The organism is Streptomyces sp. NPDC002676, assembly GCF_053592455.1.
This window is the reverse complement of sequence record NZ_JBSFVT010000015.1, coordinates 108,385-133,878: the sequence shown is the minus strand read 5'-3', so window position 1 is coordinate 133,878 and position 25,494 is coordinate 108,385. Positions and strand designations below refer to the sequence as shown.

Sequence of the window (25,494 nt, the reverse complement as noted above, 5' to 3'; positions counted from 1 at the left end):
CCATGAGCAAGCCGAACACCGGCACGCCGGCCACGGGCAAGGCGACTTCGGGCAGGCCCCTGAAGCAGATCCATCTCGCGGCCCATTTCCCTGGCGTCAACAACACCACCGTGTGGAGTGACCCGCGGGCGGGCAGCCACATCGAGTTCAGCTCGTTCGTGCACTTCGCACGGACCGCCGAACGAGCCAAGTTCGACTTCCTGTTCCTCGCCGAGGGACTGCGGCTGCGCGAACAGGGCGGCCAGATCTACGACCTGGACGTGGTGGGACGGCCCGACACCTTCACCGTTCTGTCCGCGCTCGCCGCCGTCACCGAACGGCTCGGCCTGACCGGCACCATCAACTCCACCTTCAACGAGCCGTACGAGGTGGCCCGCCAGTTCGCCAGCCTGGACCACCTGTCGGGCGGACGCGCGGCCTGGAACGTCGTCACCTCGTGGGACGCCTTCACCGGCGAGAACTTCCGGCGCGGCGGCTTCCTCCCCCAGGACCAGCGCTATTCCAGGGCCAAGGAGTTCCTGGCCACCGCCACCGAGTTGTTCGATTCCTGGCACGGCGACGAAATCGTCGCTGATCAGCAGTCCGGCATCTTCCTCAAGGATGCGCAGGCCGGAGCCTTCGTCCATCAAGGACAGCACTTCGACATCGCCGGCCAGTTCAACGTCCCACGCAGCCCGCAGGGCCGCCCGGTGATCTTCCAGGCAGGCGACTCCGACGAGGGCCGAGAGTTCGCCGCCGCCGGCGCCGACGCCATCTTCAGCCGGCACAGCACCCTGGAGGCGGGCCGGGCCTTCTACACCGACGTCAAGGGACGCCTGGCCCGCCACGGCCGAACCCACGACCAACTGCTGATCCTCCCCGCGGCGACCTTCGTACTCGGTGACACCGACGCCGAGGCGCAGGAACTGGCCCATGAGGTACGACGTCAGCAGGTCAGCGGCCAGACGGCGATCAAGTACCTGGAACATGTCTGGAACCGGGACCTGTCCGCCTACGACCCGGACGGCCCGCTCCCCGACATCGACCCGGCCCCCGGCGAGAACACCATCGCCCGCGGCCGGGCCAGCGTCCGGATGTTCCGCGACCCGCTCGCCGTCGCCCGGCAGTGGCGCGAGCGAGCCGCCGCGGAGAACCTGTCGATCCGCGAGCTGGTCATCGAGACCACCGGCCGCCAGTCGTTCATCGGCTCCCCGGCCACCGTCGCCGAGACGATCAACCACTTCGTCCAGGCGGACGCCGCCGACGGCTTCATCCTGGTGCCGCACATCACCCCAGGCGGCCTGGACGAGTTCGCCGACACCGTCGTTCCGCTGCTCCAGGAACGCGGCGTGTTCCGCCGCGACTACACGGGCACCACGCTCCGCGACCACCTCGGCCTGGCACACCCCGACGCCCGCGCCGAGGCGGAGACCCGACGGGCGGCGTCGTGAAGTTCCTGGCCATCACCCTCATCGTGCACGCCCCGGATCCGGTGACCGGTATCCAGAAGACGACCAACGAGCGCTTCCGCGAGGTGATCGACAACGCGCTGCTGGCCGAGGAACTCGGATTCGACGGCTTCGGCGTCGGTGAACGCCACGAGCGGCCCTTCATCTCCTCCTCGCCACCGGTCGTACTCAGCCACATCGCCGCGCTGACCTCCCGGATCCGGCTGTTCACCGCCGTCACCACCCTCAGCCTGCTCGACCCGGTACGCGCGTACGAGGACTACGCGACCCTGGACCACCTGTCCGCGGGCCGTCTCGACCTGATCATCGGCAAGGGCAACGGCACCGCCCAGCGCGACCTGTTCCACGTCACACCCGAGGACCAGTGGCACCGCAACGCCGAGACCTACGAGCTGTTCCGCCGCATCTGGCGGCAGGACAAGGTGAGCGCCTCCCCCCGCTTCCGCCCCGAGCTGACGGACGCCGAGGTCTGGCCCAGACCGCTCCAGCAACCCATCCGGGTCTGGCACGGCAGCGCGACCAGCCGGGAATCGGTCGACCTCGCCGCCCGCTACGGAGATCCGCTCTTCTCGGCCAACGTCACCCACCCGATCGAGCCGTACGCCGAACTGATCCGCCACTACCGGGAGCGCTGGGAGCACTACGGCCACGACCCGGCTCAGGCCGGCGTCGGAGCAGGGACGGCCGGCTACTACGCGGCCCGCACCTCGCAGGAAGCGATCGCCGCCTACCGGCCGGTCTTCGAGGGCCATCTCGCGTTCCAGGAGCAGCTGGGAGTCGAGCCGGTGTTCGCCACGCTGGAGGACTTCGTCGAACGCAGCTCGGCGCTGATCGGCAGCCCGCAGCAGGTGATCGACAAGGTGCACCGCTACCACGAGCAGTTCGGACACAGCGTGCTCCATCTGCACGCCGATGCAGGCGGCCTCACTCAAGCCCAGCACCGCGCCTCACTCGAACTCTTCCAGTCCGACATCGCCCCCGTTCTACGACGCGACATCCCCGACCCGCCGTTCCCCTGGACTCCCGTCACCGCCGAGCCCGAGCCCGGCCCCGAACCTGAGCCCGAGTCCGTATCCGCGCCCGCACCGGCACCCGCGCCCACCGACCGCTGAGGAGCACCACCCGACCATGTCCGGCATCCCTCTCGGGGTCCTCGACCTCGTCCCGATCCCGTCCGGCTCCACCGCCACAGAGGCGCTGCGCAACACCATCGACCTCGCCCGGCAGACCGAGCGGTTCGGCTACACCCGCTACTGGTTCGCCGAGCACCACCTCAACCCGGGCGTGGCCGGGACCTCTCCCGCCGTTGTCCTGGCCCTGACCGCCTCCGCGACCTCCACGATCAGGATCGGCGCCGGTGCCGTACAGCTCGGTCACCGCACCGCCCTGTCCACCGTCGAGGAGTTCGGGCTGATCGACGCCCTGCACCCCGGGCGACTCGACCTGGGCCTCGGCCGCTCGGGCGGACGTCAACCTGGACAGACGGCAGGGCCCCGGCCGACCACGACCCCCGTCGTCGACGGGCGTGCCCCCAATGGGCTGAAGATCCCGCCACGTTTCTCCTTCGAGCACCTGATCGGTTCGCCCCGTTTCCTGCTCCAGCAGCAGCTCCTGCACCAGCCGGGCGCCGGCCCCCAGGACTACGGCGAGCAAGTCGACGACATCCTCGCGCTCCTGCGCGGCGACTACCGCTCCCCGGACGGGGTCGAAGCACACGCCATCCCCGGCGAGGGCGCCGCGGTGCAGGTATGGATCCTCGGCAGCAGCGGCGGACAGAGCGCCGACGTCGCGGGCCGCAACGGCCTGCGCTTCGCGGCCAATTACCACGTCAGCCCGGCCACCGTACTGGAAGCAGCCGAGGGCTACCGCGCCGCCTTCCAGCCGTCCGACCACCTCGACAAGCCCTACGTCAGCGTCTCCGCCGACGTCGTCGTCGCCGAGGACGACGAGACCGCCCGCGAACTGGCCACCGGCTACGGCCCATGGGTCCGCAGCATCCGCACCGGCCAGGGCGCCATCCCCTTCCCGACCCCGGAGCAGGCCCGCGCCCACACCTGGACCGATGCGGACCGGGCCCTGGTCGCCGACCGTGTCGACACCCAGTTCGTCGGCTCCCCGGGGCACGTCGCCGACCAGCTCGAACAACTGCAGGAGGCCACCGGCGCCGACGAGCTGATCATCACCACCATCACCCACGACCAGGCCGACCGCGTGCGCTCCTACCAACTCCTCGCAGAGGAGTGGCAACGCCGATGAGCAGGTCGCGGCCCGGCTCCTGATGCCGAGCGGCCGGCTCGCCGACTCTCGCCGGCCCCGGCGCTCAGTCTTTGCTGGATCGTAGTGGTGCGGGTTCGGCCGGTCCGCTTGCTCGGCTTCTGGTGGTTTCCCCGGCAGGCCACGAACGTGACTTTCGACCGCTCGCCGGGCGAACAGGCGCTGCCCGAGCAGCTACGCCGGTGTTGGCCTGCCGGTCGCCGCCGCGCTCCATCGCATCGTGTTCACCCGTCTGCGGGTCGACCCGCGTACCCAGGACTACTACGAGCGCCGGATCAAGGAGGGCAAGACCCGACGCGAAATCGTCCGTTGCCTCAAACGCTATGCGGCCCGAGAGGTCTTCCACCTGGTCAAACAGGTACAGCCAGCACCCCGCTCATAGGGGCTGTGTGAGACGGGGGATCGTGCCCGGCTGGATCGGCTCGACGCAGGAGCGAGGTCCAGCGACCAGCCCAGCGCGCCCCCTGCCCTCACATGCCCGGCATCCCCGACATGCTGGCATCTGTTCCCGAATCACCGCTGCCCGAGGCGGAGTTGCTCCCTGATGAGGACGACCTGCTTCATCCCGTCGTCCCTGGTGATCGCGCCGACCTTCGCCTTGAGCCCCATGACCTTGGGAGTACCGTCGGCCATGACCGGCATCCATGTGTGCGCACAGCTTCCCGTGCACATGGACATGGGCGCCTCGTCGTACCCGTAGAGCGTCCAGCCCTTGGCATCCGTGACGACCGCCCCCATGCCGGACATCCGCTTGGCCATCAGCATGCTGGTGCTGACCATGCCCATGCCGCCGACCACGCCGCATGGGGCGAGCAGCAGCGCCGAGGCAATGCCCGAGGCCACCGCCTTTGCCCGAACCGCCGAGGTACAGCGGGCAGAGATTTGAGCGGAAGCGGTAGGGGCATCAGGCCGCAGCGCTGCCCCCTCTTCCAGATCTCCCTCCTGGGGGACATCGGCGTCGCCGTGCTCATGCTGTGGGCGGTCGCGCCTTCGAGCTCGGTCATGGTCGCGCCTTCACCCTCCGCGCGCGCCGCTACGCCCTGCGAGCGCCATGATCCGGCGATAAAATGAAGCTCCTGGCCGGGATGTTTCATCGCTTACCGGACGGCGGTACCTGAGCGGCGCTCAGCCACCGTCCTCGATGAACACCTTCCTCCGGCCCTCGCGGAACGAAAGCCGACCTACCAAGAAGGAGCCAGGCCATGTCGTCCGCCCATCACTGCCGACGCGCCGCAGCCCTCATGGTCGCGACGGCCGCAGCCTTGTCGCTGGCAACCGCATACTCAAGCGCGAGTGAGAACTCCTTCTCACCGACGTCCTCCAGCCAAGCCGCACCGTCGCCTGCCGCGGGCGCAGCACAGATCACCATGAAGAACTTCGCCTTCAGCCCGGCGGCCCTGACTGTGCAGGCAGGCCAGAAGGTCACTGTCGTCAACGACGACTCCGACGCACACACCGTCACCGCGACGCAGGGCAAGGCGTTCGATACCGGACGGATCGCCGGCGGTAAGTCCGGCAGCTTCACGGCGCCGTCGAAGAAGGGCACCTATTCCTTCATCTGCACGTACCACCCCAACATGAAGGGGACGCTGACGGTTCGCTGAGGCCCTTCTGGACGCACCGCAGGTTCTGACGGGCGTGCGGCGGCAGAAGGACTGCCGCGCGGCGCCTGGGTCGAGCCCACCGCATCGTGACGGCGCCCCTTGCAGCAGCGCGGCGCGAACACTTCGCTTCCCGCAGCGGCTTGGGACGCCGTCGCCGACGCGGTCAAGGACGACTCCGCCTCCGCGATCACCGCCCTCAGACAGCTCGGCCTGGACGTCGTCAACATCACCGGCGACAACACCCGCACGGCGAAAGCAATCGCCGCCCAGGTCGGGGTGAAACGTGTCCTGGCCGAGGCCCTCCCTGAGCACAAAGCCGACGAGATCCGCCGTCTGCAAGGTGAGGGCCGCACCGTCGGCATGGTCGGCGACGGCATCAACGACGCACCCGCCCCGCCGCCGATGTCGGTCTCGCCAACGGCACCGGCGCCGACGTCGCCATCGAGGCCGCCGACATCACCCTCATCTCCGGCTCCCTGACCAGCGTCATCACCACCATCCGGCTCTCCCGCGCCACGATGCGCAACATCCGGCGGAACCTGGGACATCCGCCTCAGCCAACGGCTGACGAATGGCGCTCGCCCTGCGCGGCGATGGCACCCCGAGGGTTTCGCTGAAGAGCACGCGCGAATACGGTGGCTCGGTGATGTCGATCAAGAAGTTCCAAGTCACCTTCGACTGCGCAGAACCTGAGCGCCTCGCCCGTTTCTGGTGCGAGGTGTTGGGGTACGTGGTACCGCCGCCGCCCGAGGGGTTTGCCACGTGGGACGATTTCAAGCGCTCGCAGCCACTTGAGCAGCAGGACGCATGGTTTGCCTGCATTGACCCCTCAGGCGTGGGTCCGCGACTGTACTTCCAGCGCGTTCCCGAAGGGAAGGCCGCCAAGAACCGGCTGCATCTTGACGTGCGGGTCGGCACCGGTCTCGTGGGTGAAGAGCGTCTCGCCGCGCTTGAGGCCGAGTGTGCTCGGCTGGTCCCGCTCGGGGCGGTACACGTGCGAACGCTGTATGACGGCAATGATTCGTGCATCCCGATGCTGGACATCGAGGGCAACGAGTTCTGCATCGACTGAGGAGCCGCGAACGTCCCATCCTTCGGTCATCACTGGAGGAGCGCACGATGGCCTTGTCCCGGTCTGACCTGATGCGGCTGCTGGAGTCACTACGCACGGCCGACCGACCCGCGGCCCCCCGAGGGAAGGGAGGCCGCGGAGTCGGCTCAGAGCTTTGCGCCGAAGTCCTGGGTCCAGTAGGTGCCCTGGGTGCTGCCGGGCTTCGTCACGTAGCCGACGCCTATGTTCCTGAGCGAGCAGTTGAGGATGTTCGCCCGGTGGCCAGGGGAGTTCATCCAGGACTTGACCACGTCGGCCGCGGTGGTCTGCCCGCCGGCGACGTTCTCGGCCAGCGCACTCCAGCCGGTGTAGCCGGCCGCCTGGGCCCTGTCCACAAGGCTGCTGCCGTCGGAGCCGGTGTGCCCGACGAAGTTGTGGTCCGCCATGTCGGTCGTGTGGTTCTGGGCGGCTTTGGTGAGTGCGCTGTCGCTCGTGAGGCGCTGGCAACCCGCCTTGATGCGTTCGGCGTTGGTCAGCCTGATGACTTCCGACCGCATCGAGGCAGGGCTCGGGGCCGCCGACGCGGGGGCGGTGAGCAGCGCGGTGGACGCCACCGCGCCGATCGCGATCGCTGCCAGGTGACGGGGGACTGACATGGTTCTCTCCCAAGTAGGGCAAGGCACCGCGGCCCAGCGGGTCGTTGTCGGGGAGCCGCACCTTTGCCCGGGCGGCCGGGGGTGTTCCGGCGGTACGAACTCCCAGGGCGGAACGGTGTGTGGGCGGTACTCGGCGCGGCCGCCGTCTTCCACGGCCGCGCCGAGTGGTCTTCCGTGCGAGCCGGACCGAACCTGCGGTTCGCCGGGTGTTGCGGGTGGCGCATCGCATGCTGGGCGTGCCAGGGATCGAGGACCGTCGGCCAGGCACCCGTCGGTCGTCAAAGGGGCTTGATGACAACCTTCTTGAGGAACGCGTAACCCGGGAACCTGAAGACTTGGCCCTCACGGTTGAGGTCCTTGTCCTTCTGCTCGCCCATCGCGGTGACGTAGGTGACGGTCACCTGCATGAGTTTGCCGTCGGCGGGCTTGAGGTTGATCGCTTCGAACGGGGTCAGGTTCCGGACGTCTGTCGTGGTGCCCTGGCCGGTGAAGCAGAGTCCCTCGTCACCGGTCTGGAGCCGGACGAAGAGGTGGCTCCCGGGAGTGGTGTGGTGCGCGTCGCAGCGGTGGATGACGGGGGCCGCGGAAGCGGCCGCCCCGGCGGGGGCGGCGAATGAGACAAGTCCGAAGCCGGCCGCGAGTGTGGCCAGTCCGACTGCCGTCTTCTGCCCGATGGTGGTCATGAGGCTCTCCTTCTGGTGGCAGTGGATCGAGAGCCCGGGATCAGTTCAGGACCTTCTGTCGGACCACGATGTGGCCGGCGTCGGGGTTGAGGCTGCCGCCGAGCCGGCTGAAGGCACCGTCGGTCAGGTCGAGGCACTTCGGTTCCTGCGGCGTCTGCTGGAAGGTGCCGCGGTCGTTGATGCGCACGACGAGGGACTTGCCGTTCGCGACGTTGGTCACCTTCACGCGGGTCCCGAACGGCAGTTGCGGATTGCGTGTCAGCGAGGTCGCCGCGGTGTTCTTGTTGTTGTCGAAGATCTCGCCGCTGGCCGTGAGGGCTCCGGGAGGCATGGGACCGTAGTGCGTCGCCCAGCAGGCCCCTGCCTGCGGGGCCCTGGGCGCGGCCGAACTCGCTGGGGAGAGCCCCAGTATGGCGGTCAGCGCGACGGCTCCCGTGGCCAGTGGGACGTAGAGCTTTCGCTTGCTCATGCTCGTTCCTCGTTTCATGTGGTGTCGTTTCACGGCGTGGTGGATCGGTGAGGGAGCGATGTGCTCCGTGTCCGTGGCGGCATGCGTGATCCGGCACGGCTGTTGCCGGATGGAGGGCGGGGCTGTTTCTCAGCCGGCCGCGCGATAGGCGGCGCCCACCTCGTTGGCCGTCGCACCGTCGTAGAGTCCGGTGCCGTCACCGTGGCTGGTGGAGAGGGTGAACCATGCGTACCGTTCGACGAACGGCAGCCCCTGCAGCATGGCGGTCGACTGCTTCACGAACGCGGCCTGCTGTGCCTGTGTCGGATACCTCGGGGTGCCGGTGGAGAAGTCGATCAGTGCGTACTCGGTGAGCCAGATCGGCTTCCTGTAGCGGTTGTGGGTGGCCTGGAGATAGTTCCGCAGCTGGGCTGTCGCATGCGTGGCGTCGAAGTCCCCGCCGTACCAGTGCAGGGGAATGAAGTCGACCTTGTAGTGACGGCTGGCGGCGCCCTTCATGAAGCGGTCGAGCCAGCCGTCTGCGACGTCGGCGCCGGTGGCGACAGCGGGCGCTCCGAGCCGCATGCCGGTCGACTGCAGCCGGGGCCACAGATCGAGCGCCTGCGGCACAGTCATGTTGGCCTGCCCCGGCATGTCGGGTTCGTTGAATCCGAGCAGTGTCTTGCCCTGCTGTTCGGCCTGGCCGAGTTCCGCATCGGTCACGGAGCCTTTGCCCCAGATCATGGGCACGAATTCGACCCCGGACGGGGGCGTGATCTGCTGCTTGCCCGAGGACCAGGTGTAGAACCAACCGGCTTTCGAGTCGGCAAGCGCGTTGGTGACGCCGGTGAAGTTCCAGGCGCTGACGCCCTTCTTCTTCACCGTGGCGGAGGACGCGTTCACCGCGTCGGTGGGCGTGCCGGCATGATTGCCGAACGCGAGCAGGGACAGAGCCGCCAGAATCACGGCGAGACCACGTAAGTTGGGCGTTTTTCGCATGGCTTCCTCCTTTGTCATCCGGCCGCTCGTCAAGACGCATTCACGGCCAGGGGGGCCGCGTGTTCTGCGGTCACGAGGCGCGGTGGAAGGTCACGAGGAAGCCGCTGCACTTGCTGCACTGCCGCATCACCTGGTTGCCCGGCTCCTGGTCCTGCCGGGACCACCCATAGGCTTTCGGGCAGTGGGAGGCGATCATGTCGCTGTAGGCCGTCTTGGCGTCCCGGTTGGGGTTGGTGCACAGCATCGGCTTGCCGTCCGCCCAGCGCGTCAGATTGCCCGCGGGGCAGTTCGGCAGCAGGTTGTTCGCGCAGCCCACTGTGTCGCACCCGCCACCGCCGGGGCTCACGTTCTGGGGGGCGATCGTGATCGGCACCGAGAACGCGTTCACGTAGCTCACGTCGTACCAGGGAGCGACAGCGTCCTTGGAGTCGAAGTTGAACTCCGCGAGGCTGGCGGGCTGTTCTCCGGTGTCCTTGGCGCAATGGTCGGCGAACTTGCCGCAGTCCCCGACCGCACAGTGGAAGGTGCTGCCCGGTGTCCCGGTACATCCCATGCGTGCGAAGAACTTTCCGCGCCAGTGGCCGGGCGCCGTCGTCTCGGGAATGGTCACCGTCGCCGACTGGCCGGGCGCCAGGATCGGCAACTTGTCGAAGTTCTTCGACCGGTCGGCGTTGACAGCGCTGCCGATCCAGATCTTCCTGCCGGTGCTGTTGACGAACGTGACCGTGTGGTCGACCGCCGCCGCGGCAGCCGGGGCGGCGGAGCGTGGAGCAACCGCACCCGCGCCCGTACTCGGTGTGGCCACCAACAGCGCCGCTGCGATCGCGGCGATTATGGCGGTCACGAGGGTTGACAGGGAAAGTCGCAGGGGGATTTTCAGAGGTGTTCTGCGCATGATTCCTCGCCGGATGAACGTCAACGATCGGGTTCTGAAGGGCGCGAGAAGGCGACCGCAGCAAGGCGGAGGAAGGAGGCCGGTTGTGTGCCGGCCTCCTGGGGCCAAGGGTGTCGCCTGCCGGCCGGGCACCACGGTGGGTGCGACAGCGTGCGATGTGGCGTGGTGGTGACGGACCGCCGCCACCGGCGCGTTCAGCAGGTCAGCTTGTCTCCGGGAGCGACATTCAGGGTCTGCGTGAACTGCCGGTAGAGGTTGACACGGTCCTGCATCTGGGCGGGGTTCTGGCCGTTGCACTCCAGCGCGCCGTTGATGCTGCGGATCGTCTCACCGAATCCGGCACCGCTGACCATCGCCTTGTGCGGCGTCATGGAGCCGGGACCCGACTGAGTGGTCCAGTACCACAGCGCGGTCTTCCACGAGATCGTGGCGTCGGTCTCCACGAGGTTCGGGTTGTGCAGCAGGTCGATGCCCAACGCGTCACCCGCTGCCTTGTAGTTGAAGTTCCAGCTCAGCTGCATCGGTCCGCGGCCGTAGTAGGCCGCCTGGCCGGCCGGGCAGCCGTACGGCTGGCTCGCGTCGCAGTAGTGCGGGTAGTTGGCGGGGTTCTGCTCCTTTGTGTACCGCAGGCCGCCGGTCTCGTGGCTGACGTTGGCCAGGAAGGCGGCCGCCTCCTGCTTCTTGACCGTGTCGCTGCCCGTGTGGGCGAAAGCCGGGAAGGAGTTCATCGCGTTGCGCAGCCCGGCATAGGTGTAGAAGGGGTTCTTGTTCGGGAACATGTGCTGGAACTGGGCTTGGCTCACGACAAAGTTGGCCGAGGCCGCCGCGGGCTTTGCGGTCACGGCTGCGGCAGAAGTGGGGGGAAGGACAACCGTCGATGCGGCGGCCACCACGGCTGCGGCGGCCACGGCCATACGCGTAGCGGACATGACAATACGCACGGAGAACTCCTCGAAGGGTGCCTGGATTGGGAGGACGATCCGCTTCCGGCGCGACCACCGCTGCACGCCCGCAATCGCACGGACAAGGGCGGCGTCGAATCAGCAGGCGGGCCTCTTCCTTTCGGTCACCGCCACGGGATCGAACTGCGCATACAAGAATCGTCGTCCTGGCGGGCCGCGACATCGGCAATGCCCACCGTTACGCCGACGTGACGCGGACACCGGTCCCGTCTCCGCCGCCCCGTCGCGCTGGACACGGGGCATGCGACCTCGTGGCCCTGGCGTGAGCCAGAGCGACAACAGCACAGCGTACGAGCGCACAAAAAGGCGCCGCCAGGGGCCACTTATCTCCCCTGGCGGCGCCGGCCGCCGTGCCTTCCTCACCCCGCCGGCTCGGATGCGGCTCCGGTTCGTCAACGGCGAATCAGCGGACGTGACCCCCGGTGACGAACACCGTTACACCACGGACCCGGCTCCGGCCCCTTCTTCGGTGCGTGTGGGCACGGCCTGCGCCCGCCGTGCGGACCATGCGGCCACATGGGTACGTGAACGCAGTCCGAGTGTGGTGCGGATGTTGCGGACGTGGGTCTCGACGGTGCGAACCGACAGATACAACCGGGCCGCTATCTGTCGATTGGTGAGTCCGGCAGCCACCAGGTCGATCACTTCCCGTTCGCGTGGGCTGAGCGGATCGTCCCCACCGGGTGCCGTTGCCGGATGTCCGTCCCGTGCGTAGTCCACGATCTGTCGTGGACCCAGCCGGCGCCCTGCCGCAAGCGCGCCCTCGGCCCGTGCCTTGGGCAGCGCCCTCAGCGCTGTGGCCGCCGCCTCCTCCACCTGCGCTCGGAACCAGGGAGGCAGTACGAGGGCCGCGGACACGTCGTACCTTTCGACGGCCGCGAACAGCCGCAGCGTCCGCTCGAACCGACCGCCCCGCGCCGCGCTGACAGCCAGGCCCCAGAGCGCGGGACCGGCTGCGCCCAGGTGAGCCGCGTCGCTCACGTGGTCCGTGTCTCCCAGCGCCTCGGCGAAGTACGCCTCCGCCGCAGCGCAGTCGTCCCGTTCCAGGGCAAGGACGCCGGCCGTGTGCAGGAGCACTCGTAGCAGGACCGGATTGGCCTCGCCCCGCAGGATCGGGAGGGCTTGGTCAACCAGCCGCACCGCCTGGACCGTATCGCCGCCGCCAAGCAACTGCCAGGCGAGGAGGATCAGGCAGAACGCGGTCATGACGCGATCGCCGACCCGGTGGCTGATCTCCAAACACTCCTCGAGATCGGCCCTCGAGCTCTGGTCGCCGTGTTGCGTCCGGGCCAGGCTCAGCACCAGCAGCATGCGGCAGATCAGATGATCGCGGCGCTGCGGGCGCCGGCGCTCGAGCGTCACTGCCCGCAGCGCAAGCTGTACCGCTTCGCCGGTGTTCCCCTCCCACGCGATGAGCAGCGCCTGCATGCACAGAGCGATGCTGCGGTCGCCCGCCCCCGGATCCGTACGGTCCAACGCCCCGGCCAGCATCGTGCGGGACTCCGCCCCGCACCCCCGGTTGATGTCCACGAGGGCCAGTGCCCCGGCGAGGAGGAGCTGGCGTGGGTCGCTTCCCACGCTCAACCACTGCAGCAGAGAAGTGAGGTTGTCGCGTTCCTCGTCCAGCCGCCGGCAGGTCCTGGCAGGCGTGAGCGCTGCCTCCCGGAACGGGCGCGCGAGTTCCGCCAGCCAGTCGACGAGACGGTCGTAGGCCCGTATCTCCTCGCCCTCGGCACGGAGCCGTTCGTGCCCGTAACACCGGATCGACTCCAACATCCGGAACCGGGCGGAACCCGCCCGGTCGGCACCGGGGACGATGAGGGACTTGGCTTCAAGGCCGGCCAGCAGCTGCGGCACGGCCGACGGGGGTATGTCGTGGTCCGCGGCGACGGCCGCGGCGGCATCCGTCCCGAACCCGCCCGGCAACAGCGACAGTGACCGGAACAGCGACCGCTCCTGAGGCGTCAGCAGGTCATAGCTCCATTCGATGGCCGAGCGAAGACTCTGGTGACGTCGATCCGCCGTACGCCATCCGCATGTCAGGAGGGAAAGGCGGTCGTCCAGCCGATGGTGGATCTCGCCCGGCGGAAAGGCCCGCACGAGACCGGCCGCCAGCTCAAGCGCCAGCGGCAGCCCGTCGAGCCCGGCGCACAACGCGACGACGTGTACGGCGTTGTCCTCGGTGAGCTGGAATCCGCAGGAGACGGCCTGCGCCCGGTGGACGAAGAGCCGTACGGCGTCCGAGCGCAGCAAGCCGGCGAGCGATCCGGCGCCATCGGGATCCGGCAGGGAGAGACCGCCCACCGAGTACACCGTCTCGCCCGGCAACCGTAATGGTTCGCGACTGGTGGCCACGACGCGCAGGCCCGGATGGCGAGGGAGTAACGCGCTGAGGGCCGGCCCGCAGTCGTCGAGCACATGCTCACAATTGTCGAGCACCAGAAGCCGATCGCGGTCGGAGCCCGTCTGGCTCCGTGCCCCCATCATCGGGGCACGCGCTTCTCTTGTTCCCACGAGCGCTTCGGTGATCCGCTGCCGCGCTTGCTCCCCCGTGGCCGCCGACCCCAGTTCGACAAGGCTGACTTCACAGCGTCCGCCGCGCTGTTCAAGGGCAGCCAACTCCACCGCCAGGCGTGTCTTGCCCACACCCCCGGGCCCTGTCAGGGTCAGCAGTCGTGTGGCGCGCACCAGCCGCTTCAGCTCCACCAGCTCATCGGTGCGGCCGATGAAACTGCTCAAACGGGCTGCTCCGGTCGCAGTCGAAGCACTCATTCCATCGTCCTTGAGTCGCTGACGGTAGGCGCGCTGACGGCAGGCGTTCGAGCAGTAGCGTGGACGCTTCTTCCTGGCCCTGATGTCATCTTGGGAGCCTCGGCGAATCGGTCTGTCGCACATATCGCAAGAGAACGTGGGTGATTCAAGCCGAATCCCATGAGAATCCCTGTCGCGCTGCACCTGATACTCCTTTCGCGAGTCGGGTGATAGGGCAAGGCATTGGTGCCGACCGGAAAATCGTTGCGGCGATGGCGGATGACACATCCTCACGAAAACAGACACGCGACGGCAATTACGGCGGGAGTTTCTCCTTCACCGTGGCGGCGTCTCCAGGACGCAGGACCTGATCATCATTCGCCTCTGTATGACGATCAGCTCCAGGTAGGGGCTACGGCTGGAGGACGGCGTCGCCAACGGGACTTGGTGAGTGCGTGGGCATGGCTGATCACACCCTTCGGAGCCCAGCCGGTCCGTGGGCCGATCTCGACGACCGGCGGCACGAGTGAAGCACAGCAGCTGACGATACTTCAACCACTGAAGTTTTTAAGCCACTTAAGATTTTGCGTCGCTATGGAACCTGCTAGGTTCGATGTGTGACCGAATCGAACCGTTCAGCGCCCGGCCTGCGGCAGCGCAAGAAGGCCCGCAGCCGCCGGGCGCTGGCCGACGCGGCCTTGCGGCTGTTCCTCGAACGCGGCTACGACGCGGTCACCGTGGCGGAGATCGCCGAGGCCGCCGAGGTCTCGGTGCCGACCCTGTTCTCCTACTTCCGCAGCAAGGAAGCGCTGCTCTTCGACCTGGAGCCGGAGATCGACGCCGGCCTCGTCGCCGCGGTCGGTCAGCGCTCTCCTGGCCGGGACGTGCTCGACGCGGTGCAGGAGTACCTGATGTCACTGCTCACCGCGGATCCGCGGGAGCGGGAACAGTTCGACGCGTTCCTCGCCCTCGTGCACGGCACCCCGGCACTGCGCGTCCACTGGCAGCAGATGTGGCTGCGGCACGCGGACACCCTGGCCGGCGCGCTCGCGGCCGATCGTGGCCTGGAGACTCCCGACCTGCGGATCCGCGCAGTGGCCCGATTCGTCATCGACGCAATGACGCTCGTCACACTCGAACCGGATCCGCCGGCAGCGCTGGCCGACCTGCTTACCCTGCTGCGCTCCGGGCTGGACACCACCGACCTGCCCTGAGCGATCACCGGCCTGCCAGTCACCCGGGGAGTCTTGGAGCGCCTGCAGTCATGGCGGACGGCCCAGCCCCTCAAGCCCCTGCTGATCGGCGCCACTTTCGTGGAGGAACTTGCCAGGGCCCCGCTCTTGTCCGGGCTCGCCGACCGCTACGGACGACGGTGCGTGTTCCTGATCGAACTGGTCGGCCACGACGTCCACTCGGTGGCGCCGGCCTCCGCTCAGGACGCGCCGTCCCTCATCGTGCTGCGGGTCCTGCTCGGTGTTCGGACGGGGGCGAACCGGCCTTGGCGGACCCGCCGGCCCGGGCCGGCGAGCGGCTGGGGTGTGGCCGCTGCGTGGTCAACTGCCCGAATCGGCACGCCGACCGGCTGTGCATCAAAGGAAGTGAGCGGGGTGTCCGCACCGACGCCGACGGCTGCTGGAAAGGCCGCCATTCCACAAGGACCCACCGACCCGACGGCCCCACGGGCCGCCTGGCCCGCTGGCTGAGCAGTACTCCCTTGGCTTCGCAGGGCGGTTGACACCGTCCTGACCATGGAGCGCCCGCCGGGAGCACACCGCTCATCGGCTGGGGGTGCCGCCGGCGGTACGGCGGCAGCCGACTTCCTGCGCGCCACCGTCCTCGGGTTCGAGACCGACCCGCGTGTGGAGCTCGCCCTGCACGGCTCACAGATGCTCTCGCGCGGCCGGCACTCGGCATCCGTGTTCGGCAACCGTGCCGCGGCGCCTTCGCGGCGCCGAAGTGTGCGAAGCCTGCGCCCGCGGCGAGGGCGGGATTCGAACTTGCCTGGACCTTCGGAGCTGAGGTGATCCGTGGCCCGGCTTCTGCGGATGCCCTGTTCACCTGGGGATCTCGCGGGAACAGGGCATCCTTTCGCCGGATCAGCGGCCGAGCAGTTGCTTCACCTTCCTGCCCTTGGCGGACTCGTCCAGCGTGTCCCACAGCTTGGCCGAACCGGTGTATGTGTACACGCCCGGAGCCCCCTGTGCCGCGCAGCCGTCGCCGTACGACACGATCCCGGTCTGATAGACCCCGCGGCGGCCCGGCAGCTTCCGGAACATCGGTCCACCACTGTCACCCTGGCAGGAGTCCTTGCCTTCGACGCCCGCGCAGACGTTCACCTTCTTGTCGTAGCTCGAGTAGGACGCCTTGCACTCGATGTGCGACACGATCGGGACGTCCACCGCTCGCAGCCGGTCCGGATAATTGGGCACCTCCGTGTCGGTGTTGCCCCAGCCGATGACCGTGGCCTTGGCGCCCGGGCGGATGAGTGCGTCCGTACCCACGGTCGGCAGGTTGACCGGTGCGGTACCGGTGACCGGCTTGTCCAGCATCAGGAACGCGATGTCGTACGCCTCCTGGCCCCTGGCGTAGCGGGGGTGGACGACGATGTCGGTGACGTTGCGCAGGTGGCCCTGGTTCTTCTTGGACAGCACGGTGCGGCCGATGACCGTTTCGAGCTGCTTGGGCTGCTCATCGACGACGCAGTGCGCGGCCGTCATGACGACGTTCGGGGCCAGCAGGCTGCCGCCGCAGAACTGCCGGTCGAGCGGGTTGCCCCGGCCCTTGGACAGCAGCGCCGCCATGAACGGATACGAGCCGACGGGCTTCTCGGTGCCGCCGATGATGGGACTGTCCGGGCGGCCGGGATGCGTCGGTGTCGCCGCGCCGGCCGTCCCGGTGGACGCACCGACGAGTCCGAGTACCGCACCGGTGGCGATCGCGACGGAGGCGATCCGCCGGGTGGCGGTTCTGTGAGCGGTGGAAAGACGCATGGGGGGTGTCTCCAATCTCCGAAGAGCCACCACGACGGAGACTCCCGAGGCGCTCGACCGGGCCAAGCGACGCGGAGCTCACCCGTCGGCGGTGGCATTCCGCCCTGTCAGAGGGGATCTTGCAGAGGGAGGTTCCCGCAGGCGCTCGACGGTGCAAAGCGGGTGTCGCGCTCGTCGATGCGTGCTGTACGTGGCAGCACTGCGCAGGTGCCGATGCCGACGAAACGAGCCGGTAGCCGCGGACGCACCGCTTCCTTGCATACCCTTCAGGTGACCCGAGCGCTGCCCGCCATGCATAGTTCTGAGCGCGGGAGGGCGCGCGCCCACCATGTCGGCGGCACGGGGGTCCCGGAGGAGTCGGCGGCGGTCCTCGGACGCTCGAAGGACGACCGCCGCAGCATGGGTCGTCGCGTGGTCCGTCTTGCTGCTGGGCCGTTGGTCCAGGCGGTCGGCGCTACGAGAGCTACGCGTAGCAGCCGTTGACGGCCGCCGCGAGGTCGTCCATGGCGTCCTTGGTGGCGTCAGGGTCGGCCGTGGCGCCGTTCTCGACGAAGGAGAACACTTTCCACTTGCCGTCCTTGCCCTGAGTCAGACCGCTCAGCGCGATGGCGCCCGTGAGGGTGCCGGTCTTCGCGTGCACCTTGCCCACCGCGCACTTGGAGTTGGCGTCGTCGAAGCGGCCGTACTCCGGGCCGAGCGTGCTGCCGGCCTCGCCGGAGACGGGCAGGCCGTCGAGGACGGAGCCGAGGGTGTGCGCGTAGCGGGGCTGTGCCGGCAGTTCGAGGATCTGCGCGAGGGCGGTGGCCGGGATGCGGTCGGCCCGGGACAGGCCGCTGCCGTCGTAGAGCTGGAAGTTGTCGACCGAAACGCCGTACACCCGACTCAGCACGTGGCGCACGGCCTTGGTGCCGCCCTCGAAGGTGGCCGGGCGGCCGGCGCCAAGGGCGGTCATGCGTAGCAGGGTCTCGGCGATGTTGTTGTCGCTGTGCTTGAGCATCGCGTGGACGATGTCCGACAGCGGTGCCGACTTGTGCTGGGCCACCGGAACGTCCGTCGGGCGTGCGGTGGCGCGGGTGACGTGACCGGTGACCGTGACGCCGTCCGCGGCGAGTTGTTCGGCGAAGACCTGCCCGGCGTCGATGGAGGTGTCCTGGACGCCGTGCCCGTCGACGACCAGCGCGCGGACCGGGGCGACGGTGCCTGGGTAGTAGCCGCCGTTCCAGCCCTTGGCCAGGGTCGGCTCCGGGAACAGGCTGTCGTCGACGGCGACCTTCACGGTGGTCCGGCCCGCGGCCTTGAGTTCGGTGATCGCGGTCTTCGCCAACTCTGCGAGGTCGGCGGTGGTCAGGGTGCGGTCGCCGCCACCGACGAGGGTGAGGGTGCCGTGGCCGTAGACGACCTTCGTGGTGAACCGGTGCCGCGGCCCGAGCACGGTCAGGGCGGCGGTCGAAGTGGCGAGCTTGACGTTGGACGCCGGCATCAGGGCGGTGGAGGCGTTGTGGCCCCAGACGGTGGTGTTCGAGCCGGCGTTGAGGACCACGCCGCTCACGTTCGAGCCCAGCCGCTGATCGAGTATCCGGGTCTCCAGGTTCTTGGCCATCTGCTGGTCGTCGGTTTCCAGGTCGTGAGACTTGGCCGTCGTGCCGACACCCTTTTGGGCGGCGAAGGCGGACGGAGCAGCCAGGGCGGCGGACGCCGCGGGCACGGCCACGGCGAGGACGAGGGCCCGGCGAAATCCGATTCCCGTGCCATTCTGTCTGGGCTTGCGGCGCCGGCGTCGGCCGCCCGGAAGGAAGGTGTTCTCGGGTGTCTCGGCAGCTGTTTCGGTCATCGAGGTTCGCAGCTTTCAGTAATGGGGGCCTTGGATAAAGAAAAGTCAGACGCGCTGCATCAGCCATCACACATGACCCTGGCCTTCACCGGCCTGGTAGCCGTGGAGCGTTGGACCGGTACGGTCGGCTTGTCCGCGGCACGCTGCTGGTTCGGCATCAGTGGTCGCCGGTGACCGGTCGGCGGTCGTAGCACACGGAGTCCGGGTCCGCGCTCGCGGCCTGTCGGCCCTTGATCTCCACTCGCGCGCCGGGCTTGATGGCGTCGTACACCCATTTCCCGGCCTCGGGCGCCAGGGCGATGGAGCCGGGGCTGGAGTTGTGGCCGATGCTGTTGAGACCGGCGGAGGGGTCCAGCGCCCACATCAGCAGCCGCTCGTGGTGACGGCGGTCGGTGAAGGTGACCGCCCACTGCCTGACGTCCACATATTTGGTCAACTTGCTGTACTTGTTGGGGGGCATTGTCAGGGTGGGGTACTTGGCGGCGACCGTGACCGCCCTCTCGCCGAACGGGCAGTTGTCCCACAGCCCGCTGATGGGGAACCTCCTGCCCCTCATGGTCAGTGTGTGGGCGTCCAGGTCGATCGTCACCCGCTGGACGGGCGCCGGGGACGGGGCCGGTGTGGGGGTGTGGGACACGGACGCCGCAGGGGGTGCGGCCGCCCCGGTGGCGGAGCCCAGGGCGCCGGAGCTGACGGCGGTGAGGGCCGCCGCCGCCAGTGCGCCGGCGGAGAGCACAACGCGCCGGCCGCGGCGGCGGCGTTGCGCCCGGCTCCTCGCCTGTGCCCCCGTGGCCGGTGCCGCGCCCTGCGCGGCCAGGCCGCGGAGCCGGGCCGACAGCTCGGTCTCGGTCAGGGGATGCGGTGGCAGCTGGTCAGACACAGGCTTCCTCCGTGGAGTGGATTTCCTCGCTCACCAGGTGAGCGGCGAGTGCCGAACGGCCGCGTGACAGGCGTGCCTTGATGGTGCCGACGGCCGCACCGGTCTCGGCGGCTATCTGCTCCATGCTCAGATCGCACAGGTGATGCAGCACGATCGCGGTCCGCTGAGCCTCCGGCAGGCGCCGCAGAGCGGCGACCAACGCCACATGGTCCGGACTCGGTTCGGGCGCCGCCCGCGGCACGGACTCGCCCCGCACCAGCTCCCACCAGCGGCGTGCCCGCCGCCAGTGGCCCATCGCCAGGCGGTGTGCCACCGTGCGGATCCACGCCTCGGGATCCCGGTCGCCGCTCAGCACGGACGAACGCCGCTCCCAGGCGCGTGCGAACGCCTCCTGGACCACGTCCTGGGCTTCGGCGTAGTCGCCCGTCAGGGCGTACAGCTGACCGACCAGACGCGGGCAGGCAGCCGTGTAGAAGAGGTCGAACTCGTCCTCGGTCACCTTGTCGTGCTCTCTTCTTACGGCGCGCAGCGCGTGCCGCGCAGGGCCGGTGCGATGGGGGTCATGCGGTCGTGGCGGCGCCGGCCGCGCTGTGCGCGAGCCACTGTTTCCAGGTCAGGTTCCAGTCGCCGTAGCCGTTGCCGGCGGCGACGGTGTCCTTGTCGGCCCCGGTGACCGTGACGACGTCACCGACCCGTACCTGGTCGTAGAAGCGCTGGGCGGTGCCGTCGGAGGCGAGGCCGACACAGCCGTGGGTGACGTTACGGTGTCCGGCCTCGGTGTCCGCCCGCGGGTTCTGGTGCACGTACGTCCCCGACGTCGTCAGGTGCACGGCCCAGAAGTAGTCGCCGCGGTACTCGTTCCCGAGGCCCACGGTGCGGGAGTCCATGAGCACCTTGCGCTGCTTGTCCATCACTACCATCGTCCCGTTCCAGGTATCAGTCCCCGGCGCCCCTGTGGTGACCGGGATACGCCGCGCCGTACCGCCGGTACGGACGGTCATCATGTGCGTCTTCGCGTCGACCGTGGCCACCAGCGACCGGCCGATGGTGAAGTGACGGGCGCCGTGCGAGCCGACACGGAGAGAGACCCGGGTGCCGGACTGCCAATATGCGGTGCTGGGGCGGAAGTCGACACGCTGCCCGTCCAGGAGGCTGCTGTCCTTCACCCAGCTCCACGCCCCCCTCGTGCCCGACGAGGTCTGTACGCGCAGCCAGCTCTCGACACCCTTGCGCTCACCGGCGGGGACCGGCCGGGAGAAGGTGACGGATATCGGCATGCCCACACCCACCGTCTGCCCGTCGGATATGTTCACCCGCGCCTGCGCAAGCACGGCGGGCTCCGGCACCGACGGAACCGGGCGTGCGCTGGACGCTCTGCCCGCGCCGTCGTTGTTCCTGCCCGCGCCCTTTTCGGCCGCCGCGGCGGAGGTCCGGGCACCCGGCGCGTCAGGGGCCACCCTGACGCCGGAACCCGCATCCGCCGAACAACCGACGGCCGAGAACAGGGCCGCACAGGCCACGACAACAGCGCCGAAACGGCCGGCGGTCCGACCGGCCGAACGGTCCACGTACATGTAATCCCCCCGGATAAGTTGCGGTATCGCCTCTAATACGCACGGGCTCGGAGGCAGGTTGCATCGGAGTGAAACCTTTTTGCCGGGCAGTTGGACGCAGGGGACACAACATGCGCGCGCACCACCTGTCCGTGTCGAACGTGCACGCCGACGCAGCGGGCGCTGCGGCCCGCTCCGGCCGAGGAGCTTCGCGACCCGGCCGATGGATGCATGCCACAGCCGTTCCGGACGAGCAGCAGCGACGCGCCGAGGGGATCAGGCACGTCTTTGGCCGTGTGGAGTGCCCGGCTTGCGCGAGTGTGTTCAGCATCGCGGACACGTACACCAGCGTGAACCTGTTCGGCGTCTAACATGCAGGTCAGGCGCACATGTGGCGGGACACCATAGTTCTGGGCGTCTGAGTGCGCACACACCATGGGGGTGCTGTCGGGGCCTCGGTGACGGCTGCAATGAGGCAGCGAAGGGCGCTGTCCGAGTTGCGCTGTTCGGGCAAGATCTGGAGGCGCCGTGCTGACTCCCGTGCTGGTTTGGTGCTGACTACGCTGCGTAGAACTCCGACATGAGCCGCAGATCGGGCGTCGCGGGGCTCGGGGGCCTGCGGGGCGCGCAGTTCCCGGCTCGCGGTGCACGTGCGCGGGTGTTGTAGACGCGGCTGCCCCGCCCTGCCCTGGCGAGTGTCGTCGCGGCCAACTCTGTGTGGCGGCCTGCTGTTCCTCGGCGCGCTTGGCGGCGAGTCAGTCGTGCAGCGTCATCGCATCAGGGACGGGGATCTCGTGCAGGGATTCGGCGTCACTGGTGCGGCGGGATTCACCCTGGGTACCGTGTGTGCATGCCCACTCGCACGGAGCTGCGTCGGATGCGCCGTATCGAGCGCTGGATGGCAATCATTCTGCCGAGGGTGGTCCGACGCGTGGTCAACGGCGACGTGTCGCAGCCTGGTTGGCTTCCTCGCCGCTGGCTGACCCTGGTGTCGGGTGACGTCGATCTGGACGCGGGCATCGGCGCAGTCTGGCTCATCTGGCGTCCCGGGTCCGCGAAAGCGGAGACGCACACCGCACTGATTGAGCGCTGCGGCGAGAAGTGGCAATACACCGGCGGTGGCAGTGAGTCCGATGGTGACGTGCCCGCGGAGAGGCTGGCGGCGGGCCGGCCGGGGCAGGTCGGCATGATCGAACTCGGCGGAGGCGCAGGTGGTCTGAGTCATGCCTACCGCCTGCAGCATCGTCATGCGGACTTCATCGGGATGGCTCCGTGGGTCGGATCCAACGAACTCCAGGTGGCGGCCGAAGTGGATCACCTTCTCCTCGGCGACCGACGGATCGATGTGCCCCGGCACGGCAGGCTCGTCGTCGTATGGAAGTCCCGGTCCAGAGGACACGTCGGGATACGACCGCTCATCGTGGCTGTGGGGCGCGACGGTTCGGAACTCTCCAGGATCGGCCCTCACGACGGTATGGACAGCTACACCTGGGCAAGGTTGAACAGTCAGCAGGAGGAGTAATAGCTGGGCGTCGACGACCGCGCAATTCCCTGCCTTCTGCGGTTTCAGCACGGCGTAATTCCCTGCTCCCACGTTCACGACTCCCCATGGGGACGGCGATCGTGACACGGGGATGATCTTCCCTGATTCGGGTCGATAGATGAACGCTAGGTGCAGTAGGCGCCGAGGCCTTGCTCCAGCAGGGTGAATACCCTCTGCGCCGCGACCACGGCGTCTGGATAGACCGCGTCGGCCTTTTCGCCGGCTGCGAGCCGTCGGACGTTCTCCCGAACCAGTTCGGTCTGCGCGGAGCACAACTGACTTGCCGCCGCGCGCGCTGTGATGTCACCCGGCTCGCTGCCGGTCTGCTCGGCGAGTGTGACGGCGAGTGCGTCCACGGTGCGGGTCGTCTGCTCCAGGACCCGCAGTCGCAGGCTCGGTGCGGCCAGGACCATGCGCTGGAAAGCGAGGAAGTGCTCGTTGTCGTTGAGGCCGGTGACGACGTCGCGCCGGTCCAGTCCGGCGAGGAAGTGCCGGCGCACCGCACCCAGCGCGGACTCGCCGGATTCCCGGTTGAGGACGATCGCAACAAGGTCGTCGAAGTGGTCCTCGAAGCGGTGCAGGGCCAGATCTTCCTTGGTCGGGAAGTAGTTGAACACCGTCACTGTCGAGACGTTGGCCACTGCCGCCACATCGGCGACGGAGACCTTGTCGAAGCCGCGCTCCAGGAACAGGGAGATCGCCGCCTCGGAGATGGCGCGCCGCGTCTGCTGCTTCTTCCGCTCACGCAAGCCGGTCCCGTCGCTCATGCAGACACCCTAACCTAATGCTTTTGCCACTACAAACTTTTATTGACACAAGAGTTTTAGCGGATATAGAACTCCTGCCAGGAGGTGCGCCGATGAGCCGGAACCATGTCGTGATCGCAGTGACCGGGTGCTTCGCCACGCTGCTGCTGGGGCTGCTCGACCAGAACATCGTCAGCGCGGTGTCGTGGACGATGGTCAAGGACCTCGACCCGGTGCACGGTGTGGCCCGTCTGCCCTGGCTTCTGACCGCTTACACCCTGGCCGACTGCATCGTGCTGCCGTTATACGGGAAGCTGGCCGACGTCTACGGCGCCAAGCGCATCTACCTGCTCTCCCTCGGGATCTTCCTGGCGGGGTCGGCGCTCTGCGGCATCGCGCAGAACATGGCCGAGCTGATCGCCTTCCGGGCCCTGCAGGGTGTCGGTGGCGGCGGCCTGATGTCGGTGACCATGGTGGTCCTCGGGCTGCTGGTCCACCCCGGCCAGGGCGAGGGGGCGGAGGGCTCGGGCAAGGCCGGCATGGGCGGCATCATGGTGGGGCTCGGCATCGTGCTGGGCCCGGCCGTGGGAGGGCTGGTCGCCACCCACCTGAGCTGGCGTTGGGTCTTCTACATCAACATCCCGCTGGGCGTCGCTGCGTTCATCACGTCGCTGACCCTGCTCAAGCTCCCGGTGATCCCCGTTCGGCGCCGCATCGACTTCCTGGGCGCCGCTCTCGTCGCCGCGACCGCGAGCGCCCTGCTGATGATCTCCCAATGGGGCGGCAAGGACTACTCGTGGACCTCGCCGATGATCGAGGGGTTGGGCATCGCCGCCGCAGTTCTGCTGGCTGCCTTTCTCTGGCGTCAGGCGACCACCAAGGAGCCGATCTTCACGCTCGCCCTGCTGCGCAATCCGACCTTCCGCATCATGGTGCCACTCGGCTTCTTCGGCGGAGTCGGTCTCGCGGGTTCGGTGGCGTATATGGCGGGCTACCTTCAGCAGGCCCGCGGGATGAGCCCGACCGGCGCCGGCCTGCTCTTCTTCCCGATGGCCGCCGGGATGACCATCATCGGTCTGCTGTCCGGAAAGGCCATGGTCAAGATGGCGGGCCGACACAAGTACCAGCTGCTCGCCGGTCACCTCCTGGTCGCCGGCGCGCTGCTGATCTTCAGCAGGCTGGATACCGACACCCCGCTCTGGTTCCTGAGCCTCGGGCTGTTCCTGCTCGGCACCGGTCTGGGCCTGTGCCTGGGAATCGGCCTGATGATCACTCAGAGCGCCGTGGGCGCCGAGGACCTGGGGGTCGCCACCACCTCGCTGCGGTTCGTCCAGCAGCTCGGCGCTTCGGCCGGCCTTGCGATGTTCGGCACGGTGCTCAATCGCCAACTCGCCGCGAAGCTGGGCAGTTCGGCGGGAGCCGCCAACGCGCACGGACAGCTGAACACAGCGGTGCTCTCCACGCCCGCACTGTCTCCCGCAGAGCGGCACGCCGCGCTGCACGCGATCGTCTCCTCGACCGACACGGTGTTCACACTCGCCGCCTGCGTCATGGTGCTTCCGGCCGTGCTGTCGATGTTCCTCAAGGAACGACCGGGCCCGGCCGCCCCGTGACGCAGCAGCGCTGGTACCGGACCGGGGACAGGAGCCGAGGTCGAGCTTCACTTCGCCGTACGGGCGCACGTGGCTCCAGAACAGCGGGGTCAGGCCGCGCCGGCCGGTCGGCCCCAGCAGGCCGGACCGCCGCGGCTCGGCCAGGACGGCCTGGAGTATCAGGGTAGGTATTGGGCTCGGGGACGACGCAGGTGGCCGCCCCGAGCAGGTCTGTCCGGTCAGGGCAGCTGCTCCGGGGGCAGCGAGAGGTAGAGACGGCTGCCCTGCGGTCGGTAGCCGAGACGCGCGCCCCGAAACGAGCCGGGGCGACCGTCGTCGAGGTCGAGGGCGCGTCACACGCGGTCGCCGTCTCCCGGCCCGAGGAGGTCGCCGACCTGATCCGCGAAGCGGTACGCGCGATGAGCTGGCCCTGCGGCACGGACAGCCGCGCGGGCGGACCCCCTGCACCGCGTCCGCCCGGCCCCGCCGTCCCGTTACGGTCCGGGGTGCGTCGGCCACTTTCAGCTGTCGTCGGCCAGGCCCTCATCCGCATGCTGCGCTAAGCTGCAACAAGAGTGTCTGTGTGCC

The 25,494-nt window shown here is 68.6% G+C and carries 22 protein-coding genes and 3 pseudogenes; 11 read left to right on the top strand and 14 right to left on the bottom strand.

Annotation, left to right across the window (positions count from 1 at the left end):
- The first annotated feature begins 2 nt into the window (after positions 1-2).
- From ACWD3E_RS31925 to ACWD3E_RS31910, 4 genes and pseudogenes are all read left to right on the top strand, one after another.
- Entirely contained in the window at positions 3-1,430 is a 1,428-nt protein-coding gene (locus ACWD3E_RS31925; RefSeq protein ID WP_451391014.1) for an NtaA/DmoA family FMN-dependent monooxygenase, read from the top strand.
- Positions 1,427-2,560: an LLM class flavin-dependent oxidoreductase gene (locus ACWD3E_RS31920; protein ID WP_451391013.1), complete on the top strand. Its 1,134-nt coding sequence runs from the start codon at positions 1,427-1,429 to the stop codon at positions 2,558-2,560. Before ACWD3E_RS31925 ends, ACWD3E_RS31920 begins: the two co-directional genes overlap by 4 nt.
- Positions 2,561-2,576: 16 nt before the next feature.
- Complete coding sequence (locus tag ACWD3E_RS31915; protein ID WP_451391012.1) at positions 2,577-3,704, top strand: LLM class flavin-dependent oxidoreductase; 1,128 nt, start codon at positions 2,577-2,579, stop codon at positions 3,702-3,704.
- Between the two features lie 220 nt (positions 3,705-3,924).
- A pseudogene (locus tag ACWD3E_RS31910) lies at positions 3,925-4,104 on the top strand (IS110 family transposase); the annotation flags it as partial.
- A 131-nt stretch (positions 4,105-4,235) separates the two neighbouring features.
- On the opposite strand, the gene ACWD3E_RS31905 reads toward ACWD3E_RS31910, so the two are convergent.
- Entirely contained in the window at positions 4,236-4,565 is a 330-nt protein-coding gene (locus ACWD3E_RS31905; RefSeq protein ID WP_451391011.1) for a COG4315 family predicted lipoprotein, read from the bottom strand.
- Between the two features lie 359 nt (positions 4,566-4,924).
- Here ACWD3E_RS31905 and ACWD3E_RS31900 point away from each other — a divergent pair, with 359 nt between their 5' ends.
- From ACWD3E_RS31900 to ACWD3E_RS31890, 3 genes and pseudogenes are all read left to right on the top strand, one after another.
- Complete coding sequence (locus tag ACWD3E_RS31900; RefSeq protein WP_451391010.1) at positions 4,925-5,326, top strand: cupredoxin domain-containing protein; 402 nt, start codon at positions 4,925-4,927, stop codon at positions 5,324-5,326.
- 147 nt (positions 5,327-5,473) lie between these two features.
- Positions 5,474-5,868, top strand: a pseudogene (locus ACWD3E_RS31895) (HAD-IC family P-type ATPase); the annotation flags it as partial.
- Between the two features lie 101 nt (positions 5,869-5,969).
- Positions 5,970-6,398: a VOC family protein gene (locus ACWD3E_RS31890; protein WP_451391075.1), complete on the top strand. Its 429-nt coding sequence runs from the start codon at positions 5,970-5,972 to the stop codon at positions 6,396-6,398.
- Positions 6,399-6,544: 146 nt separating this feature from the next.
- On the opposite strand, the gene ACWD3E_RS31885 is transcribed toward ACWD3E_RS31890, so the two are convergent.
- The 7 genes from ACWD3E_RS31885 to ACWD3E_RS31855 all read right to left on the bottom strand — a co-directional run bounded on the left by ACWD3E_RS31885 (position 6,545) and on the right by ACWD3E_RS31855 (position 13,915).
- The gene (locus tag ACWD3E_RS31885) at positions 6,545-7,033 is read right to left on the bottom strand and encodes a CAP domain-containing protein (RefSeq protein ID WP_451391009.1); all 489 of its coding nucleotides are present in this window, start codon (positions 7,031-7,033) and stop codon (positions 6,545-6,547) included.
- A 278-nt stretch (positions 7,034-7,311) separates the two neighbouring features.
- Positions 7,312-7,716, bottom strand: coding sequence for a hypothetical protein (locus ACWD3E_RS31880; RefSeq protein WP_451391008.1), 405 nt, complete (start codon positions 7,714-7,716; stop codon positions 7,312-7,314).
- A 40-nt stretch (positions 7,717-7,756) separates the two neighbouring features.
- Positions 7,757-8,185 carry a septal ring lytic transglycosylase RlpA family protein gene (locus ACWD3E_RS31875; protein WP_451391007.1) on the bottom strand — a complete coding sequence of 143 codons (429 nt, stop codon included), beginning with the start codon at positions 8,183-8,185 and terminating at the stop codon, positions 7,757-7,759.
- Positions 8,186-8,314: 129 nt separating this feature from the next.
- Positions 8,315-9,196, bottom strand: coding sequence for a glycoside hydrolase family protein (locus ACWD3E_RS31870; protein ID WP_451391006.1), 882 nt, complete (start codon positions 9,194-9,196; stop codon positions 8,315-8,317).
- Positions 9,197-9,233: 37 nt separating this feature from the next.
- A complete protein-coding gene (locus tag ACWD3E_RS31865; protein WP_451391005.1) occupies positions 9,234-10,007 on the bottom strand; it encodes a thaumatin family protein in 774 nt (257 codons plus the stop codon).
- Between the two features lie 245 nt (positions 10,008-10,252).
- Positions 10,253-10,987 carry a chitinase gene (locus tag ACWD3E_RS31860; RefSeq protein WP_451391074.1) on the bottom strand — a complete coding sequence of 245 codons (735 nt, stop codon included), beginning with the start codon at positions 10,985-10,987 and terminating at the stop codon, positions 10,253-10,255.
- Between the two features lie 468 nt (positions 10,988-11,455).
- A complete protein-coding gene (locus ACWD3E_RS31855; RefSeq protein WP_451391004.1) occupies positions 11,456-13,915 on the bottom strand; it encodes an ATP-binding protein in 2,460 nt (819 codons plus the stop codon).
- 473 nt (positions 13,916-14,388) lie between these two features.
- On the opposite strand from ACWD3E_RS31855, the gene ACWD3E_RS31850 reads away from it, so the two are divergent.
- Positions 14,389-14,985 carry a TetR/AcrR family transcriptional regulator gene (locus ACWD3E_RS31850; RefSeq protein WP_451391003.1) on the top strand — a complete coding sequence of 199 codons (597 nt, stop codon included), beginning with the start codon at positions 14,389-14,391 and terminating at the stop codon, positions 14,983-14,985.
- An 882-nt stretch (positions 14,986-15,867) separates the two neighbouring features.
- Here the strand turns inward: ACWD3E_RS31850 and ACWD3E_RS31845 are convergent.
- The 5 genes from ACWD3E_RS31845 to ACWD3E_RS31825 all read right to left on the bottom strand — a co-directional run bounded on the left by ACWD3E_RS31845 (position 15,868) and on the right by ACWD3E_RS31825 (position 21,046).
- Positions 15,868-16,761: a S1 family peptidase gene (locus tag ACWD3E_RS31845; RefSeq protein ID WP_451391002.1), complete on the bottom strand. Its 894-nt coding sequence runs from the start codon at positions 16,759-16,761 to the stop codon at positions 15,868-15,870.
- A 463-nt stretch (positions 16,762-17,224) separates the two neighbouring features.
- Positions 17,225-18,592, bottom strand: a complete 1,368-nt coding sequence (gene dacB, locus ACWD3E_RS31840) for a D-alanyl-D-alanine carboxypeptidase/D-alanyl-D-alanine endopeptidase (protein WP_451391001.1) — start codon at positions 18,590-18,592, stop codon at positions 17,225-17,227.
- A gap of 157 nt (positions 18,593-18,749) precedes the next feature.
- Entirely contained in the window at positions 18,750-19,472 is a 723-nt protein-coding gene (locus ACWD3E_RS31835; protein WP_451391000.1) for a L,D-transpeptidase, read from the bottom strand.
- Complete coding sequence (locus ACWD3E_RS31830) at positions 19,465-19,971, bottom strand: SigE family RNA polymerase sigma factor (RefSeq protein ID WP_451390999.1); 507 nt, start codon at positions 19,969-19,971, stop codon at positions 19,465-19,467. Before ACWD3E_RS31830 ends, ACWD3E_RS31835 begins: the two co-directional genes overlap by 8 nt.
- A 61-nt stretch (positions 19,972-20,032) precedes the next feature.
- The gene (locus tag ACWD3E_RS31825) at positions 20,033-21,046 is read right to left on the bottom strand and encodes a L,D-transpeptidase (RefSeq protein ID WP_451390998.1); all 1,014 of its coding nucleotides are present in this window, start codon (positions 21,044-21,046) and stop codon (positions 20,033-20,035) included.
- Between the two features lie 829 nt (positions 21,047-21,875).
- On the opposite strand from ACWD3E_RS31825, the gene ACWD3E_RS31820 reads away from it, so the two are divergent.
- Positions 21,876-22,547, top strand: coding sequence for a hypothetical protein (locus tag ACWD3E_RS31820; protein WP_451390997.1), 672 nt, complete (start codon positions 21,876-21,878; stop codon positions 22,545-22,547).
- A gap of 146 nt (positions 22,548-22,693) precedes the next feature.
- On the opposite strand, the gene ACWD3E_RS31815 is transcribed toward ACWD3E_RS31820, so the two are convergent.
- Positions 22,694-23,335, bottom strand: coding sequence for a TetR/AcrR family transcriptional regulator (locus ACWD3E_RS31815; protein WP_451390996.1), 642 nt, complete (start codon positions 23,333-23,335; stop codon positions 22,694-22,696).
- A 92-nt stretch (positions 23,336-23,427) separates the two neighbouring features.
- On the opposite strand from ACWD3E_RS31815, the gene ACWD3E_RS31810 reads away from it, so the two are divergent.
- Both ACWD3E_RS31810 and ACWD3E_RS31805 read left to right on the top strand, forming a co-directional pair.
- A complete protein-coding gene (locus tag ACWD3E_RS31810) occupies positions 23,428-24,927 on the top strand; it encodes an MFS transporter (RefSeq protein ID WP_451390995.1) in 1,500 nt (499 codons plus the stop codon).
- A 287-nt stretch (positions 24,928-25,214) separates the two neighbouring features.
- Positions 25,215-25,469: pseudogene (locus ACWD3E_RS31805) on the top strand (alpha/beta fold hydrolase); the annotation flags it as partial.
- Between the last annotated feature and the right edge of the window lie 25 nt (positions 25,470-25,494).

Excerpts from the sequence above, each read along its gene's own strand:
- ACWD3E_RS31820 (WP_451390997.1), top strand. The coding sequence starts at position 21,876 with ATGCCCACTCGCACGGAGCTGCGTCGGATGCGCCGTATCGAGCGCTGG.
- ACWD3E_RS31900 (WP_451391010.1), top strand. The coding sequence starts at position 4,925 with ATGTCGTCCGCCCATCACTGCCGACGCGCCGCAGCCCTCATGGTCGCG.
- ACWD3E_RS31845 (WP_451391002.1), bottom strand. The coding sequence starts at position 16,761 with ATGCGTCTTTCCACCGCTCACAGAACCGCCACCCGGCGGATCGCCTCC.
- dacB (WP_451391001.1), bottom strand. The coding sequence starts at position 18,592 with ATGACCGAAACAGCTGCCGAGACACCCGAGAACACCTTCCTTCCGGGC.
- ACWD3E_RS31855 (WP_451391004.1), bottom strand. The coding sequence starts at position 13,915 with ATGTGCGACAGACCGATTCGCCGAGGCTCCCAAGATGACATCAGGGCC.
- ACWD3E_RS31860 (WP_451391074.1), bottom strand. The coding sequence starts at position 10,987 with ATGTCCGCTACGCGTATGGCCGTGGCCGCCGCAGCCGTGGTGGCCGCC.
- ACWD3E_RS31885 (WP_451391009.1), bottom strand. The coding sequence starts at position 7,033 with ATGTCAGTCCCCCGTCACCTGGCAGCGATCGCGATCGGCGCGGTGGCG.
- ACWD3E_RS31880 (WP_451391008.1), bottom strand. The coding sequence starts at position 7,716 with ATGACCACCATCGGGCAGAAGACGGCAGTCGGACTGGCCACACTCGCG.
- ACWD3E_RS31915 (WP_451391012.1), top strand. The coding sequence starts at position 2,577 with ATGTCCGGCATCCCTCTCGGGGTCCTCGACCTCGTCCCGATCCCGTCC.
- ACWD3E_RS31875 (WP_451391007.1), bottom strand. The coding sequence starts at position 8,185 with ATGAGCAAGCGAAAGCTCTACGTCCCACTGGCCACGGGAGCCGTCGCG.
- ACWD3E_RS31815 (WP_451390996.1), bottom strand. The coding sequence starts at position 23,335 with ATGAGCGACGGGACCGGCTTGCGTGAGCGGAAGAAGCAGCAGACGCGG.
- ACWD3E_RS31825 (WP_451390998.1), bottom strand. The coding sequence starts at position 21,046 with ATGTACGTGGACCGTTCGGCCGGTCGGACCGCCGGCCGTTTCGGCGCT.
- ACWD3E_RS31925 (WP_451391014.1), top strand. The coding sequence starts at position 3 with ATGAGCAAGCCGAACACCGGCACGCCGGCCACGGGCAAGGCGACTTCG.
- ACWD3E_RS31810 (WP_451390995.1), top strand. The coding sequence starts at position 23,428 with ATGAGCCGGAACCATGTCGTGATCGCAGTGACCGGGTGCTTCGCCACG.